At 50.9% G+C, this 17,226-nt stretch carries 15 protein-coding genes; 6 read left to right on the forward strand and 9 right to left on the reverse strand.

Annotation, left to right across the window (positions count from 1 at the left end):
* Positions 1 to 115 precede the first annotated feature (115 nt).
* Genes BMW65_RS10805 through glk form a run of 4 tightly spaced genes read left to right on the forward strand, consistent with a single transcriptional unit; the run spans position 116 to position 3,997 of the window.
* Positions 116 to 1,249 (forward strand): Re/Si-specific NAD(P)(+) transhydrogenase subunit alpha, encoded by a 1,134-nt coding sequence (locus BMW65_RS10805; protein ID WP_090605230.1) that lies wholly within the window; start codon positions 116 to 118, stop codon positions 1,247 to 1,249.
* Complete coding sequence (locus tag BMW65_RS10810) at positions 1,246 to 1,533, forward strand: NAD(P) transhydrogenase subunit alpha part 2 (RefSeq protein ID WP_090605231.1); 288 nt, start codon at positions 1,246 to 1,248, stop codon at positions 1,531 to 1,533. The genes BMW65_RS10805 and BMW65_RS10810 overlap by 4 nt, the downstream gene beginning before the upstream one ends.
* A gap of 5 nt (positions 1,534 to 1,538) precedes the next feature.
* Complete coding sequence (locus BMW65_RS10815; RefSeq protein ID WP_090605233.1) at positions 1,539 to 2,939, forward strand: NAD(P)(+) transhydrogenase (Re/Si-specific) subunit beta; 1,401 nt, start codon at positions 1,539 to 1,541, stop codon at positions 2,937 to 2,939.
* Positions 2,940 to 2,998: 59 nt separating this feature from the next.
* The gene (gene glk, locus BMW65_RS10820) at positions 2,999 to 3,997 is read left to right on the forward strand and encodes a glucokinase (protein WP_245747609.1); all 999 of its coding nucleotides are present in this window, start codon (positions 2,999 to 3,001) and stop codon (positions 3,995 to 3,997) included.
* A gap of 21 nt (positions 3,998 to 4,018) precedes the next feature.
* Here the strand turns inward: glk and BMW65_RS10825 are convergent, their stop codons facing one another.
* Together BMW65_RS10825 and BMW65_RS10830 are read right to left on the reverse strand one after the other, a co-directional pair.
* Complete coding sequence (locus BMW65_RS10825; RefSeq protein ID WP_090605236.1) at positions 4,019 to 5,800, reverse strand: ABC transporter ATP-binding protein; 1,782 nt, start codon at positions 5,798 to 5,800, stop codon at positions 4,019 to 4,021.
* A 120-nt stretch (positions 5,801 to 5,920) separates the two neighbouring features.
* Positions 5,921 to 7,060 (reverse strand): FG-GAP repeat domain-containing protein, encoded by a 1,140-nt coding sequence (locus BMW65_RS10830; RefSeq protein ID WP_090605237.1) that lies wholly within the window; start codon positions 7,058 to 7,060, stop codon positions 5,921 to 5,923.
* 170 nt (positions 7,061 to 7,230) lie between these two features.
* Here BMW65_RS10830 and BMW65_RS10835 point away from each other — a divergent pair, with 170 nt between their 5' ends.
* Positions 7,231 to 7,920: a porin family protein gene (locus BMW65_RS10835; RefSeq protein WP_090605239.1), complete on the forward strand. Its 690-nt coding sequence runs from the start codon at positions 7,231 to 7,233 to the stop codon at positions 7,918 to 7,920.
* Positions 7,921 to 8,005: 85 nt separating this feature from the next.
* Positions 8,006 to 8,794 carry a hypothetical protein gene (locus BMW65_RS10840; RefSeq protein WP_090605240.1) on the forward strand — a complete coding sequence of 263 codons (789 nt, stop codon included), beginning with the start codon at positions 8,006 to 8,008 and terminating at the stop codon, positions 8,792 to 8,794.
* Between the two features lie 191 nt (positions 8,795 to 8,985).
* Here the strand turns inward: BMW65_RS10840 and BMW65_RS10845 are convergent, their stop codons facing one another.
* The 7 genes from BMW65_RS10845 to pxpB form a co-directional block, all read right to left on the reverse strand.
* Complete coding sequence (locus BMW65_RS10845) at positions 8,986 to 10,245, reverse strand: metallophosphoesterase (RefSeq protein WP_090605242.1); 1,260 nt, start codon at positions 10,243 to 10,245, stop codon at positions 8,986 to 8,988.
* 285 nt (positions 10,246 to 10,530) lie between these two features.
* The gene (locus BMW65_RS10850; RefSeq protein WP_090605243.1) at positions 10,531 to 11,412 is read right to left on the reverse strand and encodes a sugar phosphate isomerase/epimerase family protein; all 882 of its coding nucleotides are present in this window, start codon (positions 11,410 to 11,412) and stop codon (positions 10,531 to 10,533) included.
* Positions 11,413 to 11,445: 33 nt separating this feature from the next.
* Entirely contained in the window at positions 11,446 to 13,479 is a 2,034-nt protein-coding gene (locus tag BMW65_RS10855) for a heavy metal translocating P-type ATPase (protein ID WP_090605245.1), read from the reverse strand.
* 57 nt (positions 13,480 to 13,536) lie between these two features.
* A complete protein-coding gene (locus BMW65_RS10860) occupies positions 13,537 to 14,715 on the reverse strand; it encodes an NRAMP family divalent metal transporter (RefSeq protein WP_090605246.1) in 1,179 nt (392 codons plus the stop codon).
* On the reverse strand, positions 14,712 to 15,431 hold the full coding sequence (locus tag BMW65_RS10865) for a LamB/YcsF family protein (RefSeq protein WP_090605248.1): 720 nt from the start codon (positions 15,429 to 15,431) through the stop codon (positions 14,712 to 14,714). Before BMW65_RS10865 ends, BMW65_RS10860 begins: the two co-directional genes overlap by 4 nt.
* Positions 15,431 to 16,435 carry a 5-oxoprolinase subunit C family protein gene (locus BMW65_RS10870; RefSeq protein ID WP_245747610.1) on the reverse strand — a complete coding sequence of 335 codons (1,005 nt, stop codon included), beginning with the start codon at positions 16,433 to 16,435 and terminating at the stop codon, positions 15,431 to 15,433. Before BMW65_RS10870 ends, BMW65_RS10865 begins: the two co-directional genes overlap by 1 nt.
* Entirely contained in the window at positions 16,413 to 17,165 is a 753-nt protein-coding gene (gene pxpB, locus BMW65_RS10875) for a 5-oxoprolinase subunit PxpB (RefSeq protein WP_090605250.1), read from the reverse strand. The genes BMW65_RS10870 and pxpB overlap by 23 nt, the downstream gene beginning before the upstream one ends.
* Positions 17,166 to 17,226: the final 61 nt, after the last annotated feature.

The raw sequence follows: 17,226 nt of genomic DNA on the forward strand, positions 1-17,226 counted from the left end.
TGCTTTGCAAAAAAAATAGCATATTTAGTTCCGTTTTCGGATCACGTGTAATTCGGCAATAGGCTGTATCGCGTATTGATCATTTTTTGACCATTATAGATTACAACACATTGTTTTGAAATTAGCTATTGTTAAAGAAACCAAAACCGCCGAAAGCCGGGTGGCCATTACGCCGGACGTGGTGAAATCACTGGTTAAGGCAGGATTCACCTGTCTGATAGAAAGCAGCGCAGGTATGGCCTCAGGCTTTGGCGACCATGCGTATGAACAAGCGGGTGGCGCCATCGTTGCAGATAAGGCCACATTGCTCCAGCAGGCAGACGCATTGCTCAAAGTCAACGCCCCTACATTCGAAGAGCTGGAAGCGCTACGCGAAGAAAGCGTGACCATCTCTTTCCTGTATGCTTATACCGTGCCTGATCTGGTGAATCACTGTCTCCGCAGACGGATATCGGCTTTTGCCATGGATGCAGTACCCCGTATATCGAGGGCGCAAAAAATGGATGCGCTGAGTTCACAGGCCAATCTTGCAGGTTATAAGACGGTCATCCTCGGGGCCAATGCTTTGGGAAAGATTTTTCCACTGATGATGACCGCCGCGGGAACGATTACTCCCGCAAAAGTACTGATTTTTGGGGCGGGGGTGGCCGGATTGCAGGCTGTTGCCACAGCCAAGCGGCTTGGTGCCGTTGTGGAAGTGACTGATGTGCGTCCCGAAACCAAGGAACAGGTCGAGTCTTTGGGCGGTAGGTTTATCCAAGTGGAAGATGGTGGTGTACAGACCGAAGGCGGCTATGCCAAAGCGGTTTCCGACGAGTATCTCCAGAAACAAAAAGACTTGGTGGCCAAACATGTGGCCGAAGCCGATCTGGTCATTGCCACGGCGCTCGTCATCGGCAAAAAAGCACCCATATTGGTCACCGAAGAAATGGTCAAAACCATGAAAGCCGGATCGGTGATCGTGGACATGGCTGTTGAGTCAGGGGGCAACTGTGCATTGAGCGAATATGGTAGCACGGTGGTTAAACACGGTGTCACCATCATCGGGGAAGCAAATCTACCGGCCCTGCTGCCCGTCAATGCCAGTGAATTGTATGCCAGGAATATCAGCACACTTTTACTCCATTTGGCCGATAAAGAGGGATTCAAGTGGGAACTGGATGAGGAAATCACGAAAGGTGCGCTGATCATCCACCGGGGAACATTGGTGCATGCATTTACCAAGGAATTACTAAACAAATCGTCATGACAGCAGACACCCTTATCATTTTGCTTTACATCGTTGTATTGTCCGGCTTCATCGGCTTCGAGCTGATTTCTAAAATCCCACCCACATTGCATACCCCGCTGCTTTCTGCCACCAATGCCATTGCGGGAGTTACCATCGTAGGTGCATTACTGGCTTCCGGAGCCATGGGGTGGTCCGTCAGCAAAATGCTGGGCATCGCGGCCTTATTCTTGGCTACGATCAATGTCGTCAGTGGCTATGTTGTCACGGATAGGATGTTGCAAATGTTCAAAAAGAAAAAATAACCGTCATGGAAGCCACCTTGATTATATTCATACATATCGCATATTTGGTGGCCGCCATCTTATTTATTGTGGGGATCAAATTGCTCGGTAAGGCACCCACGGCGCGCAAAGGTAACGGATTGTCCATGCTCGCCATGCTCATTGCCATAGTGGCTACCTTAGCGTATCAGCAGGTCCTGAGTTACACGGAAATCGCCATCACCGTCCTTTTGGCCTCATCCATCGGCGTGTTTGCCGGCCGTAAGGTGGCGATGACAGCCATGCCCGAAATGATCGCCCTGCTCAATGGTTTTGGTGGTCTTGCTTCGGCTTTCGTATCCATGTCCCAATATTGGCGTTTGACACAGGAAACCAATCAGGGAATCCCGGCAGTGATGGGTATTACCGTAGCACTAAGCGTGCTCATAGGAGCGGTCACCTTTTCCGGGTCGATGGTTGCATTCGGGAAGCTTAGAGGAATTATCAACGGCCGCGCAGTGGTCTTCGCCGGACAGCATTTAATGAATGGCTTGTTACTTATCGGTGCAGTTGTCCTTTCGGTGTTCATGATTGTTGATGCAGCTTCCAGTGTATGGGTTATCAGTATGCTCGCACTCGCACTGCTGTTGGGCATTTTGGCTGTCATCCCCATCGGTGGCGCAGACATGCCCGTGGTCATCGCGCTGCTCAACTCCTACACCGGTGTTGCGGCAGCAGCGACGGGCTTCGTACTGGAAAATCAGGTGCTGATCATCACGGGTGCACTGGTAGGGACCGCAGGGCTTATACTTACGCAGATCATGTGCAAAGCGATGAACCGGTCGTTGAAAAACGTGGTGCTGGGAGGATTTGGTCAAACGGCTTCCACTGCGGAGGATGAATCAGGTGATATCGTGATTAAAGAAGTAGGCGTTGAAGAAAGTGCCATGCTGTTTGACGCGGTATCATCCGTGATCATTGTACCGGGATACGGTATGGCCGTAGCACAGGCGCAGCACATCGTCAGGGAATTGAGTGAGCAGCTTGAGAAGCGCGGCATATCCGTCAAATTTGCCATACATCCAGTGGCGGGGCGGATGCCCGGCCACATGAACGTATTACTGGCTGAAGCCAATATTCCGTATGACAAACTCGTGGAAATGGAGCGGATCAATGACGAGTTTGCGCAGACCGATATCGCACTGATCATCGGTGCGAATGACGTCGTCAATCCAGCCGCTAAAACCAATCCCAGCAGCCCAATATTTGGGATGCCCGTGCTCGATGTGGAAAAAGCACAGACTGTCATCGTTTGCAAACGCAGTATGAATGCAGGCTATGCCGGTATCGAAAATGAGCTCTTTGGCTATCCCAATTGTTTGATGCTCTTTGGCGATGCCAAGGCGACCATTACCGAGGTGGTAGGTGAACTCAAAGGAATGGATTAGGCTTTTTTGAAATAAGAAATACCATGTCATACGCACTCTATTTGCCAAAAAAACGGAACATGGACATCCAAGGACAGCAGATCCTCGCCGCCGATATCGGTGGTACTAAGACCAGCTTGGGGCTGTTTGAGGTACAGGGGGAGGCGCTTTTGCTGCTACGCGAGGCCACCTTTCCGTCCAAGGCGCATGCCACATTTGAAGAAATTGTCAAAACGTTCAGCAAGGACCTGCCTGTTCCCCCTATACTGTCTATCGGAGTTGCCGGGCCCGTTTTGGACAATGCTGTGAAGTTGACCAATTTATCCTGGGCACTTGACGGCAAGCTTTTGGAACGCGATCTTGGCATCAACCGTGTTGTCCTCATCAATGATTTGGAGGCAACAGCCTATGGCTTGGCAGGCTTGGCGCAGGAGGATGTAGCCACGGTGTTTGACAATGGCGGGACCCGGCGGGGCAATATGGCCATCTTAGCTCCCGGTACGGGGTTGGGTGAAGCTGGCATTTTCTGGGACGGCGAGGCTTATCGGCCATTTGCTACCGAAGGCGGGCATAGTGATTTTGCACCCCGGACAGCACTTGATCTGGAATTATGGGACTACTTAAGGAGGATGAGCGATATGGTGAGCTGGGAACACGTGGTATCCGGTCCAGGCATTTACAGCATTTACTGTTTCCTACGTGATGCGAAGGGGCATAAAGAGCCCGCTTGGCTAACGGAAAATTTTAAGAATGACAGCAATCCGGCTGCAGTGATCAGCCATGCTGCGATGCGCGAGCTGGATGCTACGTGCATCATGTCGATGGAATTGTTCGTGAGCTACATGGCCCGCGAGGCTACGAGCTTAGTACTGAAACATAAGGCCACGGGTGGTTTGTTGTTAGGAGGTGGTATACCGCCCAGGATTTTTCCGCTATTGCGCAAAGACTTGTTTCGCCAACAGTTTATCCAAAATTCCCGCATGACCGGACTGTTGCAGCGCGTACCGATAGAAGTGATATTGAACAGCAAAGCCGCACTCATTGGAGCTGCCTATTACGGGGCCTATGGGCAGTATTAATTTTTGTCCGGCCAGGTTTGACTAGATCACCGCAGGCGTTATCTCCTCTTTGCGTTCGCCAATCTGTTGCCTCCACATGGCATAGTATAACCCTTTTGTCTCGAGCAATTCGTCGTGGCTACCCGATTCCGCGATTTTCCCTTTTTCCAATACAACGATGCGGTCGGCATGCATGATGGTCGATAGGCGATGGGCAATCATGATGGTGATGTGTTGCCGCTCAGCCGTGATATGGCGGATCGTATTGGCGATCTCTTCCTCCGTGATAGAGTCTAATGCCGAGGTGGCTTCATCAAAAATCATCAGGTGAGGTTGCCGTAGTAAGGCCCGAGCGATGGAAAGCCGCTGCCTTTCACCCCCCGATAGCTTCAGTCCACCCTCGCCAATCACCGTGTCCAGCCCCTTGTCCGCCCGAACAAGGATGTTTTGTCCGGCTGCTTTGCGTATTACGTCCATTATCTGTTCATCCGTCGCATCCGGATTTACAAAGAGTAGGTTTTCACGGATTGTGCCCGAAAATAACTGTGTATCCTGTGTCACAAAGCCAATCTGGTGACGGAACCCATCAAAGTCTATGCGGTCGCCCCGAAAATCGTTATAGAAAATATGTCCTTCACTGGGGTGATATAGACCTACGAGCAACTTCACCAGTGTCGTCTTACCCGCACCGGAGGGGCCTACAAAAGCGACTGTTTCCCCGCGCTTTACCTCGAAAGAAATCCCTTCCAGTGCCGGTCTGGTGGCCGATTGGTGCTGAAAGCGTACGTCTTCAAACCGTAAGCTGGTCACCGCATTTATCTTTTCGGGATTGGCTGGCTGAAACTCGGGCTTCCGGTTGAATAGATCCTGCAGGTTATTTAAGGAAGCTTCTGCTTCGCGATATGATAGGATGATGTTGCCCAGTTCCTGTAAGGGGCCAAAGATGAAAAACGAATAGAACTGCATCATCATCATTTGCCCTACAGTGATCTGATTCCTGAACACGAAAAACAACAATGCAAACATGATGCATTGTTGCAGGAAGTTGACGAATGTACCCTGCACAAAGCTTACTGCCCGTATGCTTTTCACCTTGCGCAGCTCCAAATTCAGGATTTTCATGGTCGTGGTATTCAGCCGCTGTACCTCCTGTTGGGTAAGCCCCAGGCTCTTTACCAATTCGATATTGCGGAGCGATTCGGTGGTGGAACCGGCCAATGCATTCGTTTCTTTGAGGATATTTTTCTGGATAAACTTGATTTTCCTGCTCAGGTAGCTGGTCAAAAAAGCCAGTGTCACCGCGCCAATCAAGTAGATCAACGGCAGCGAAGGGCTTAGTCGAAACGATACAACTACTACGAAAACGATACCCACAATCGTGGCAAACAGCACATTGACAAAATTGGTGATGAATTTTTCGCAATCTGCCCGTACCTTCTGCAGCACGGACAGGGTTTCACCGCTGCGCTGATCTTCAAAATCCTGAAAGGGTAGCCGCAGCGCATGCCGTAGACCGTCCGTATACAGGCGGGCGCCGAATTTCTGAATGACGACATTTACGACATAATCCTGAAAGGCCTTGGCAATGCGGGATACCATGGCTACGCCAATGATCAGCAGCAGACCGATTATTATGCCCTTAAAGAAAACGGTGTCAGCACCCTGCGCTCGGAAATCGGCAGCCCTGTTGGCATAGGGGTCAATGATCAGGTTGCCCAGAATGTATGGGTTCAGTAGGGAGAAAATCTGGTTAATGGCGGCCAGCAACAGGGCTACGAAGATGAGGCCCTTATGCCTGCTCAAGTACGATAATAGTAATTTCATTGTTTAATGTAGTCTGCGTATAACAAGAAGCAATCGACGATAAAAAAAGGAGGCAATTTTGCGGCCATTTTCCAGTATGTCAGCTAAAATAGAAATGAACGGCCGTTTTGTCATCCCATCCTATTCCGTTTTGTTCCAATAGATCTTCAGGTTGTTGGTTGAGCGGCCAAATGCGATGATATCAGGTTTTCCGTCGCCGTCCATGTCTGCAATTTGGAGGCCCTCACAAGCGATACCTCCACGATCTATCCAATAGACATCCATCGCTTCCCAGTATGGGTTAAACGGCACATACAACTTGATGCCGAAGTGACCATCCTTATTTGGTTTTCGCCACCCAGCCACAATCTGGTCGCGTCCTAAATCCAACAGATCGGCCATTCCCAACCCATGCCCTTCACTCATCTTCCGTTCGAGCACTACCCGCCCGATTTTGTCGTACACCAGCAGACTGTCGGTAAGTCCCGGTGTATAGACCGTCACCATATTACCATGGAACGGTTCAATAGCAGCAAAAACATGAGCATTTCGGCTTGCTACGCGGCCCATGCGAGCTTCACTGATCTGCCTTCCCCGCGCCAGCCAGTCAGCAGTGTTACGCACCCAATGCCCGTCTTTAAAGAAGAAACCCATCACGCCGCCATCGCCATTGACATAAAAGACCTCCCTATCGCCATAGTCGTACACATCCAGATGATATACTTTTGGCATGGGCTGCGAGATAACCCGATGTTGCCATGGCATAGCTGGATCTGTCGGTTTTTCGTACGCCAATATGTTTGCGGCCTGTCTTTGACCTTCCCCGTTTCTCCCGGGATCCAGTGGCACTACAATCAACTGGCAGCTGCTGTGATTTACTTTCACCCAATGCATCCGGTACACCGCCGGGCTGTGGCGAAGTACTAGCGGTGTCCACAATTGGGTCGGATCATTCGGACGGATGAGGTAATATACGGATTCCGATCCCACAGCGATTTCTACCTTCCCATCGCCGTCTATGTCACGGGCGGCTATACAGAAATGGTCGTATTCGGTCAGATTATCTACCATGATGAAGCGCTTCCAATCTCCATTGCGATACCAGACAAGCTGGGATTTATCAGCGAGCAAGATGTCCGGTTTGCCGTCACCATCCACATCGCCGATCGCCAGATCATGCCCAATGCTGACTTGATCATCAATGATTTCAGCAGCGAAACGAGGTTCTTTGCCAAGCAGGGAAGTGACGCCAAAAAAAGCAATCAAAGACTGGTAAAACATAATCGAGTAAATACAAAGATAAAACTTAATGGCATCGATTTGTTGACGAAGTTTTGCTGGATACAGGAACATCCTTTAATCGCTGATTACGTGTAGCGTTTGCATGGTTTTCGACGTTTTAGAAGAAATACTTGTCTATTCACTAATCCATTTAAACTCAATCCATCATTATGAGCACTAAAGCGCTGGTTTCTCTTTTTGTTTTCATATTTATTTCCGTCAGTTGTTTTGCCCAAGTAAAATGGGATGTCAAAGCTGGGCTGAATTATTCCAACATAACAGCCAAAGACCGGGATGGAAATAAAGCAAACACATCATCACAGCCGGGGATTTATCTCGGGCTGGGAGCAGGTGTTCGCTTATCAAGCCAGTTTTCTATTCAACCTTCATTCATCTATGCAAGGCGCGGATTTAAGCAGGAGGGATCATCCCATATTGGTTGGGGAGAAGATTTCCAGGCCAACGTATCTTACCTGGAATTGCCCGTGGATCTGCTATATAGCCCAAAAATTGGTCCCGGCAACTTGTTGTTGGCCGTGGGGCCTTACTTGGGATATGGAACTGGGGGTAAATGGAAGACGAAAGGGACGGTATTGATCGGCGATATCGTGATAGACGGAAATGGAGAAGTAGCTTTTCAAAATGATAATTCTTATGGAGGCATGAATACCTATGTTTATGCCAGACCTTGGGATTATGGAGCACATTTCAGAATTGGGTATTCGATTTTTAACCAATACACCCTGTCGTTTGACATACAACAAGGTATAGCCGATCTGCAACCAAGATGGGCAGATTACCAGCCCAGTAGCACAGTAAGGAATCGGTCTATGGGCGTATCCGTCGGCTATAGCTTTTAGCAGATTTTGCTACTCCTTATTTTCTCACTATTTTAGCCGTTAAGAATAGTCGAAGATTGAATTTTGTAATTAAAAAAATAAGGATATGCGAAGTGGTTTGTTAGCCATTGTATGTACGGTTTTGTTCGTTTGGGACGCCTCTGGGCAAGATGAGGCGGATCAGGCCAAGTATGAGTTAATTCGGGAAACAATTAATTTTCTGGCAACAGATAAAGCGGTTTCGCAGGACACCGCATTTAGGATATCCTGTGAAACGCTGGATTATGACTGCTTCAAACAACAGTTGTCCAGTAAACCCATAGCGGGAATCGATCGGTGGTACGACAGCTGGCGTTCCATGGCAGCCACAGACGAGGCAGCGTTGGTTGCTCTGCGGAACCAAGTATTTGCGGATATCTTCGAACGGCCGGGAAAAGGCTATCGAAAGCAACTGGCTGGTTACGAAGGGTACATCTCCCGCATCGAAGGCTTGCTGCATCCGCCTGTGGATGAACCAATGGAACAAATCGCTACAGATACAGTTCCGGATTCACTCCTTAACTTGGCGGAATCTCAGTCAACCTATCCTGAACAACTTACCGATCAAAACGACAACCCTGAAAAAGAAGATACCATGATTGCTTATCTCGCCCTCGCCATTGGCATCATTGCATTAATCATTGCTGCCCGGCCCATCTTGAAGAAAAAAGAGCAGCAGACGCCTGTTCATTTTGGATTACCTGAGCAGCTGGACGAATTAGCTGTTCGAATGAAACGCTTGGAACAGAAAATAGCGGATAGCCAAATAAAAGATGAAGCTATCGCCAGTTTGACGGAGATCATGGAGTCGGTGGAAAAACGGGTGGTGGAATTGGAAAATAGTTCCAAGGTTTGAGCGCATGCGTTAAGTATCCGATATGCAGCAATAAAGCACTGTCGTAAAGAGTCGTCAGGAACGGCCCAGAATGGGAAACACGCATCGAAGTGGATGTGGTTTGTGAGTTCCAATACCAGGGAAATACCTATCGCATATTGGCAAAATCACAACAGATACATGAAACTTCCTAAGGTAGCTGTATCTCGTCACTAAGTAGCCTGTGGTGCTTCAACCAACTCCAGCAAGGCAATTTCGGGCGGTATGCCCAGTCGGCCCTGGTAGCCGAGGAAACCAAAGCCCCGATTGACGTACAACGACTGGCGACCCCGGCGATACAGGCCTGCCCATTGCCTATATAGGTATTGTGCAGGGCTCCACCGGAACCACCGGGATTCGATACCAAACTGCATGCCATGCGTGTGCCCACTTAAGGTAAGTGCGACCTGCGGATGGGCGTCTACCACTTCGGCTTCCCAATGGGAGGGATCGTGACTGAGTAGGATGATTGGCCGGTCGGCCACCGTGTCAGATAGGGCTTTGGTCAGGTTGCCATAGCGCGAAAACCCGGCCCGCCCGCTCCAGTTTTCTACTCCGGCGAGGGTAATGGCCTCGCCACCTTTCTGCAACGTCACCGCTTCATTGATGAGCAGGCGCCATCCCATCTGCTGCTGATAGGCCTTCAGGCGGTGCAGGTTTTCCCGTTTGGCCTCCGGCGTTGGCCACGATAGGTAGTCGCCATAGTCATGATTGCCCAGGATAGAGTAGACACCCAGTGGTGCACTAAGTTTGGCAAAGGTATCCAGGTAGGGCAGGACTTCGTCTGCCCGGTTGTTGACGAGGTCACCGGAGAATACGATAAGGTCGGGCTGTTGGGCCATGGCCAAATCTACCCCTTTAGCTACCGCCGCCGAATCATCAAAACTCCCTGCATGAATGTCCGTAAGGTGAAGAATCCGTAATCCGTGGAACGCTTTGGGAAGCCCTGCTATCGGTATGGTCACGTTCAAAACTTGATACCGGTAACGGCGTGTGACGCCATATAGCAAACCGCCGGTGATAGTGCCACCGAGTAACATTGCCAACTGCCCCACGAAGGCACTTCGCGATACCGTGTTGCCGGATCCAGCAGGAGGTGGTGGAAACCAGGCATCGTGTGCCCACAACAGCACGGCCTTGCCGCCAACGAATAGGTCGCCTAGAAACATGACCGATGCCATTACTATTTGCCCAAGGAAGAGCCCGACGAACACGTGTACGGTGTGCATCGCCACGTTACTGGGCCAACCACTGGACGCCCACCGGACAAACAGCACAGGGCTGACTAAAGCAGCCACGCTGGCCAGTATGTATAGCAGCAGTACCGTTCGCCTTACCGAAGGGGCCAAGCCCTGGATGCCGTAGCGCACTGCAACAAAGCTATAGTACGACAACCAGGCGACGAAAAATAGAGTTAAAAAAAGTGTTCTCATCCGCAATGCTGATAGGAAACGGCAAATATCGGATGTTGTCCTTACACGATGCTAATTTTTAGCAAAAAATGGCATTTAGAACAGATTCTTGGTAAACTCGGTCTGTAGCGGCAATACTTGACGTTCTTCCTCATTTTTCCTGCCATTCTTCTGCCGTAATGTGGGGTTTATCCGTATGGGATGCGGTGCGGATCTTACTTTTTCCTGGATACGCCCCGGATCGGCCCCGCATCCTGCACGGAAGAAGGCAAAAGAAAGACAAAAGTTTATAGGACGCCGGGGGGGCTAGATCGCGGAAACTATGCGATCGAAAACAGCCCGCTGCGCCCGCATGGATCCGACTTTATCTGTGGGGTCGGTATGGCATTCCAGTAAAATCCAACCGCCATAATCCATTGCGGCTAGGTTTTCAAGTAGTGCGGTGTAAGGGTAATCGGTACGATCGAGCTCACGTACGTGGATGGTATCGCCGAAACGGTGTTTAACCAGGTCGAAATTATATTGGAACCCCTTCCCATGGAGATCCTGCGGATTGCAATTCCAGCAAAGTGTCGCATTGGGATGGTCGGCGTAATCCATGATGGCCTTGATGTTGGGCAATTCTTGGGTCTCTTCACCATGAACCTCCAGGCGGAGCTGCTGCCCGAAATCAGCCGCATAAGCGGCAAGTTCGTTTAATGAGGCACCGATTTGCGCCATGGTCTTTTCCCGGGGTACGTCGCGGTGGAAGGCATTGGGCTTGACCTTCACACCACTGCCGCCGATATCCGCGCTGAGTTTGATGAATTCCTTTGTACGTACGATGGATGCCTTGAGGGCATTTTGGTCTGGAAAATCATATTGCTGGTTGGTGCCCATACCAACGATCGCTACGGGGCTGTCGGCGAATTGCTTCCTAATGGCTAGCCTCGCTTGTTTGCTCATTTCTGGTGTGACGTTATGAGCGTGGTCTACACGTAATTCCACACCCTGCAAGTCGGTATCCGTGCAGTGCTTGATAAGTGTGGGCACATTCCAGTCTTTGCCCCACAGGTAGGTGACAAATCCCAACTTCATCTTTTTGGCGTCCTTTCTGGGGATATTCGCCATTGCCGAACCGGCGAACAAAGGAATACTGGCCAACAGGGAAGCGGTCTTCAGGAATGTTTTTCTACTGATGCTGCGCATGACGAGTTATAATTGGATGGATTACCAAATGTACTAAAAATTCGGGAATTGCATTCGCTGTATACGAACCGCATTGCCAATGGCCAATAAGGCTACGCCTACGTCGGCAAAGACGGCCTCCCACATATTGGCCAGCCCCCCGGCACCGAGGATGAGTACGATGGCTTTCACGGCAAAAGCCAGGACGATGTTTTGCCAGACGATGCGCCGGGTGGCTTTGCCAACGTTGATGGCTACGGGAATCTTGCTGGGTTGGTCGTCCTGAATGACCACGTCGGCAGTCTCGATGGTGGCATCACTACCGAGCCCGCCCATGGCAATGCCTACATCGCTCAATGCAATGACGGGCGCATCATTTACGCCATCACCAACAAAAGCGATAATGGATCCGGAAGCTTTCATTTCTTTGATTTTGTTGGCTTTATCTTCGGGTAATAAATCGCCATAGGCATCCGTGATCCCTAACGTATCGGCTACGGCCCGGACTACAATAGCCCGATCGCCGCTGAGCATCGTGGGTGTAATGCCAAGTGCTTTCATTTGGTTGATGGCAGCCGCTGCGTCGGGTTTTACCTCGTCGGCAATGGTGAGATGGCCTGCATACCGGCCGTCATAACCTATCGCAATGACAGTATATGGAATGTCGCCCGTATCTACATTATTATGCATTATCTCGAATTGGTCGAGCAATTTAAAGTTGCCCACCAGCAGTACTTTGCCTGCCACCAACGCTTTCAATCCGTGGCCGGGTATTTCTTCGACTTGATCCAACCGGATAGCCTGATCTACCTGCCCTACATAGTCATGGATGGCTGTTGCCACGGGATGGGTGCTATTGCTTTCCAACGCATTGACCATGGCGAGGATTTCCGCAGGATCCAATCCATCGCGGATGATGACGTCCTGCACGCGGAATACCCCTTTGGTAAGCGTACCAGTCTTGTCCATCACAACGTGCTTCACGTTGGCCAATGCATCAAGGAAATTGCCACCTTTGAATAAGATGCCTCGCCTGCTTGCTGCGCCGATGCCGCCAAAGTAGCCGAGGGGTATCGAAACGACTAATGCGCAGGGACAAGAAATAACCAGAAACACCAATGCACGATATAGCCAGTCGTTGAACACGTAATTGGCCACGAAGAAATAAGGCACTACGGTGATCAATAGCGATAGGATGACAACAATTGGCGTGTACACCTTGGCAAACTTGCGGATGAATAGTTCCGTAGGAGCCTTCTGAGCGGTTGCATCTTGCACCAGGGAGATAATCTTGCTGAGTTTGCTATCTGTGTAGGCAGTGGTGATGCGTACCTGGGCTGGCGTATTCAGGTTGATCATGCCAGCCAATACGGTGTCGCCTTTTGCTTTTGTATCGGGCTTGCTTTCGCCGGTAAGTGCGGCGGTATTGAACGAGGCACTTGCTGACAGGAGCTCACCATCCAGCGCCAGCTTCTCGCCCGGTTTGAGCTGCACCGTCTGCCCAATGGTGGCTTGCTCGGCCCTGATGGTGCGCGGACGGCCATTATCCATGATGGTCACCTCATCCGGTCGTTGATCGAGCAGGGCCTTGATGTTTCCTTTGGCCCGCCGTACGGCCAGACTTTGGAGGTTTTCACCAACGGTATAAAACAGCATGACGGCTACGCCTTCTGGGTATTCCCCAATGAAAAAGGCCCCGACCGTAGCCAAGGTCATCAGGGTAAATTCGGAAAAAAACTCCTTTTTGGCAAAGGCACGGAACATTTCACCGATGACTGGGAGACCGACAGGCAGGTAGGCGACAATGTACCAGCCCAACCGTGCCCACCCCTCAAAGAAGGTAGGTGCCGGGATCCAGCTATTGTCAAAGGCAAGCCCAAACAGCAACAATACCAAACTGACGATGGCGGGAAGAAATAGCTTTAACACATCAGCGTCGTGAGCGTGGACCTCGTGTGTGGCTTCCGGGCCTTGTTTCAACAGATCTGAAGCACCGGCTTTTTCATACACCTTGTCCTCCAATGTGCAGCAGGTCATATGGCCATGCTCATCATAGGTATGTACGTGGTTCGGATCGGTATTAATCATTGTTTACTTTTTCAAATGGACGCACGGTACCACCCAAAGATACGGAAAAACCCGACATCATGCCAGTAATTGTACGATGGTTTCATATCCCATCCAGGTCATCAGGACAACGACGGCTACCCCGGCAATGCTGAGCCATAGCGGCTGCCTGTACGTGCCTACAATTCCGGGATGGTAAGCCGCAATGAGCATGATGGCCAATGAAAGGGGTAAAATCAGTCCGTTGAATGCACCGGCCACGATGAGGGTTTTCACGGGTTGGCCGACGATGAGGTATATCATGCAACAAGTCAGGATAAAACCAACAATAATGGAATTATTCCATTGTGCGATGCGCGCGTGGAAACTGCGGATAAACGACACCGAAGTATAGGCGGCTCCTACCACGGAAGTAATAGCGGCGGACCACATGACCAACCCGAACAATTTATACCCGATTTCGCCGCTGGCCAACTTAAACACGGATGCAGGTGGGTTGGCCGCATCCAGCACGTGGCCAGCGCTAACGACTCCCAATGCGGCCAGAAATAAGAGGATACGCATCAACGACGCAATACCAATGGCGCTTAGTGCTCCCCGGTTTACGGCCGGTAGATGACGCTGCCCTGCGACTCCAGCGTCCAGCAGCCGATGTGCGCCAGCAAATGTAATATAACCACCCACGGTGCCACCAACGATGGTCAGTAAGGCGGTAAAACTAAATGTTTTGGGGGCTATTGTTTGAATCAACGCTTCACCAACAGGCGGCTTGCTTTGATAAGCGATATAAAGGGTAAGGGCGATCATCAGCACCCCAAGTACTTTGGCAAACCAGTCCATCGCTTTCCCGGCTTCTTTATAGATAAATATCGCGATGGCAATGCCTGCACTGATGATAGCGCCATGCGCTACATCCAATCCGAGGAGCACATTCAATCCCAGGCCTGCCCCAGCGATATTGCCGATGTTGAAGGCCATGCCGCCAAGAAATACCAATGCAGCAATTGCATAGCCCAAACCGGGCAATACCCGGTTGGCGACCTGCTGGGCAGGTTGATTGGATACGGTGACGATCCGCCAGATATTTAGCTGGGCAACGGCGTCAATCAAGATGGACAGCAGGATGACAAAGGCGAAACTTGCACCGAGCTGCGCAGTGAAAACGGCGGTCTGCGTAAGGAATCCGGGACCGATAGCTGATGTGGCCATCAGGAAGGCCGCTCCTAATAACACGTTCCAATTGTGTTTATTCATCATGAAAATGGGGCTTTAATAGCGATACCGGCCTGCAGGAATGCGTCATGTACGGCTTTGGCAAATGCCGTGGCATGGGGAGAATCGCCATGGATACAGAGGGTATCTACTTTTTCAAGTAATATAAATGATTGGTTAATAGCTTGCTGCATATCGGTAATTAATGCATTGGGACGGGATCGGGGAGTGAGCGATCCGTCTGCTTCATACCGCCTATCGATAAAGCCTTCGGCAGCTACGCGTATGCCCTTTGCTTGTGCAGCTTTCACCAGGGCACTGCCAGCAAGGGCATAAAGTACTAAGTTGCTATCAAAGTCGTGCACGGCCGCCACCAAAGCCTCGGCTAAGTGTATATCCCGCGCTGCCATGTTGTACAGTGCACCATGTGGCTTTACGTGGTGAAGGATGCCTCCGGCGGCCTTTGCAAAAGCGGCTAAAGCACCGATTTGGTACAGGGTGATTTGATACGCTTCACTCGGCGAAATGGGGCGTTCCTGCCTGCCAAACCCTTCCAAATCCGGCAGCCCGGGATGGGCACCGATGGCTACACCTTGTTGGAGTGCCTGCTGTACGGTTAGCTCCATCCGCAATGGATCCCCGGCATGGAAGCCACAGGCAATATTGGCTGATGATGCATAGGCAAACAATACGTCGTCCATGGATCCGGGTTGATTGCCCGGTGTTTCACCCATATCGCAATTCAAATCGATAGTAATCATCAACGTGCGGTTAGTAGGTTGGTTGCTAAAGCAATTGCCAACTTGCTCAACTGATTTTCGTGGTGAATATATAATTTTTCAGCTTCGATTCGGCTGATTTCCTTGAAATAAATTATATCGCCCGGTTTAAACTGGGCGCATAATGGCATATCCACCGCTGCGACCTGCGCAATACGGGGATAGCCACCGGTGGTCTGGCAATCTGCCATCAGCAAGACCAAGCTACCGTTGCCCGTCACCTGGATGGTTCCGGGAGCCACTGCGGTGGAAAGCAGTTCGCGGCTGACAAACCGATGCGTTGGTGGCCCATCCAGCTGATAGCCCATGCGGTTGCTGGTAGTACTCACCGTAAAAGGGGACGACAGGAAGTTGACAACGGATTCGCCCCTGAACCAGGTGAACTCATGGGCAGGAACTATGCGCACGGTGTTGCGCTTTTTGGATAAGAACAGCCAACGGGCGATACCCCAAGGGGGGTAATTGATCGTTTGCCGTTGCAGACGGCGGAACAATTCCACAGTGATGTCGGTGAGGCTGCTGCATGCCTGCAACATATCGCCCCCTTGCAGTGCTCTTCCTTGCAGTCCACCAATGGCCGCCGTGGTATAGGTGCTTCTGCTGCCCAGTGCCTCAGGGACATCCCACCCGCCAGCCACGGCAAGGTAGCTGCGGCATCCGGATGGGTTGGTGGCCAAATGGATGTAGGTGCCAGTAGGGATGAACAGTGGCCTGTCTGGTGGCAAGGGCGTTGAATTGGCTTCCAGGATAGCACCATCGCCCGAATAAGCCAGCAGGATGTCGGTCTCCGCCTGAAACGCGGCATTGCCATAGGTAAACTCGATAACAGCCTGTTCCCCGGTATTGCCTACCGCGAGGTTGGCAATGCGGGCAGCCAGCCGATCCATCGCACCGGAAATGGGAACTCCCTGCGATAGGTATCCCCAACGGCCCATATCCTGTATGGTGCTCATCATGCCTGCTTTATGAATACGGATACGCATCATGTTTGTAATCAGATTCGAATTGATGGGGAGTGATAGCTTGGAAAACAACGGTATCACCGGCTTTCAACAACGTGGGCTGCGCACGGTGGGGATCAAAAAGTCGAAGTGGGGTACGGCCAATAATTTGCCATCCGCCCGGTGTTTCCAGTGAGTAAATACCGGTCTGTTTTCCGGCAATGCCCACGGACCCGGCAGGCACAGCGCTACGGGGACTGGCTCTGCGCGGCGTTGCCAAACGATCAGGCAATCCACCTAAATAGGCAAATCCCGGTGTAAAGCCGATGAGATGTACTCGATAAATGGCTGTACGGTGCAACTGGATAAGCTCATCGGGGGTCATGCCGTGTTCCTGCGCTACTTCTTCCAAATCGGGGCCAAATCGATCGCCATAGCAGACAGGGATCATAATGGGCATTGCTTCGGCCGCGACAATACCTGTCTCCTTGTACTTAAGCGTATTCAGGTAATTGAAAATCCGCTCAAAACAATGGATACCTGTGAGGGTGCTGGCTTGGATGACCACCATGGGGTCAAAAAACAGGGTCAATGTGGTGTAGGCGGGTACGGATGCGCGAAATCCGTCGAACGGGTTGTCGTGCAGCAAGGTGTTGAAGCGGCTAATCTGCTGCAAGTGATCGGCACGCAATTCTTCGCCGAAATCAAGCGTAACCGCATATTCGCTCAACGCATAGATGACGAATGTATCGGCTTTTTTTCGATATGAATCCATCCTTCCCGTATAAATTAATCAATGATAGGAAAAATTCATAAGCGGTCAAAGCGCTGTGGCG

Source organism: Parapedobacter koreensis (assembly GCF_900109365.1).
GTDB classification, from domain to species: domain Bacteria; phylum Bacteroidota; class Bacteroidia; order Sphingobacteriales; family Sphingobacteriaceae; genus Parapedobacter; species Parapedobacter koreensis.

Excerpts from the sequence above, each read along its gene's own strand:
- BMW65_RS10845 (WP_090605242.1), bottom strand. The coding sequence starts at position 10,245 with ATGAGAACACTTTTTTTAACTCTATTTTTCGTCGCCTGGTTGTCGTAC.
- BMW65_RS10815 (WP_090605233.1), top strand. The coding sequence starts at position 1,539 with ATGGAAGCCACCTTGATTATATTCATACATATCGCATATTTGGTGGCC.
- BMW65_RS10825 (WP_090605236.1), bottom strand. The coding sequence starts at position 5,800 with ATGAAATTACTATTATCGTACTTGAGCAGGCATAAGGGCCTCATCTTC.
- BMW65_RS10870 (WP_245747610.1), bottom strand. The coding sequence starts at position 16,435 with ATGATGCGTATCCGTATTCATAAAGCAGGCATGATGAGCACCATACAG.
- BMW65_RS10860 (WP_090605246.1), bottom strand. The coding sequence starts at position 14,715 with ATGATGAATAAACACAATTGGAACGTGTTATTAGGAGCGGCCTTCCTG.
- BMW65_RS10810 (WP_090605231.1), top strand. The coding sequence starts at position 1,246 with ATGACAGCAGACACCCTTATCATTTTGCTTTACATCGTTGTATTGTCC.
- pxpB (WP_090605250.1), bottom strand. The coding sequence starts at position 17,165 with ATGGATTCATATCGAAAAAAAGCCGATACATTCGTCATCTATGCGTTG.
- BMW65_RS10850 (WP_090605243.1), bottom strand. The coding sequence starts at position 11,412 with ATGCGCAGCATCAGTAGAAAAACATTCCTGAAGACCGCTTCCCTGTTG.
- BMW65_RS10835 (WP_090605239.1), top strand. The coding sequence starts at position 7,231 with ATGAGCACTAAAGCGCTGGTTTCTCTTTTTGTTTTCATATTTATTTCC.
- BMW65_RS10855 (WP_090605245.1), bottom strand. The coding sequence starts at position 13,479 with ATGATTAATACCGATCCGAACCACGTACATACCTATGATGAGCATGGC.
- glk (WP_245747609.1), top strand. The coding sequence starts at position 2,999 with ATGGACATCCAAGGACAGCAGATCCTCGCCGCCGATATCGGTGGTACT.
- BMW65_RS10830 (WP_090605237.1), bottom strand. The coding sequence starts at position 7,060 with ATGTTTTACCAGTCTTTGATTGCTTTTTTTGGCGTCACTTCCCTGCTT.
- BMW65_RS10865 (WP_090605248.1), bottom strand. The coding sequence starts at position 15,431 with ATGATTACTATCGATTTGAATTGCGATATGGGTGAAACACCGGGCAAT.
- BMW65_RS10840 (WP_090605240.1), top strand. The coding sequence starts at position 8,006 with ATGCGAAGTGGTTTGTTAGCCATTGTATGTACGGTTTTGTTCGTTTGG.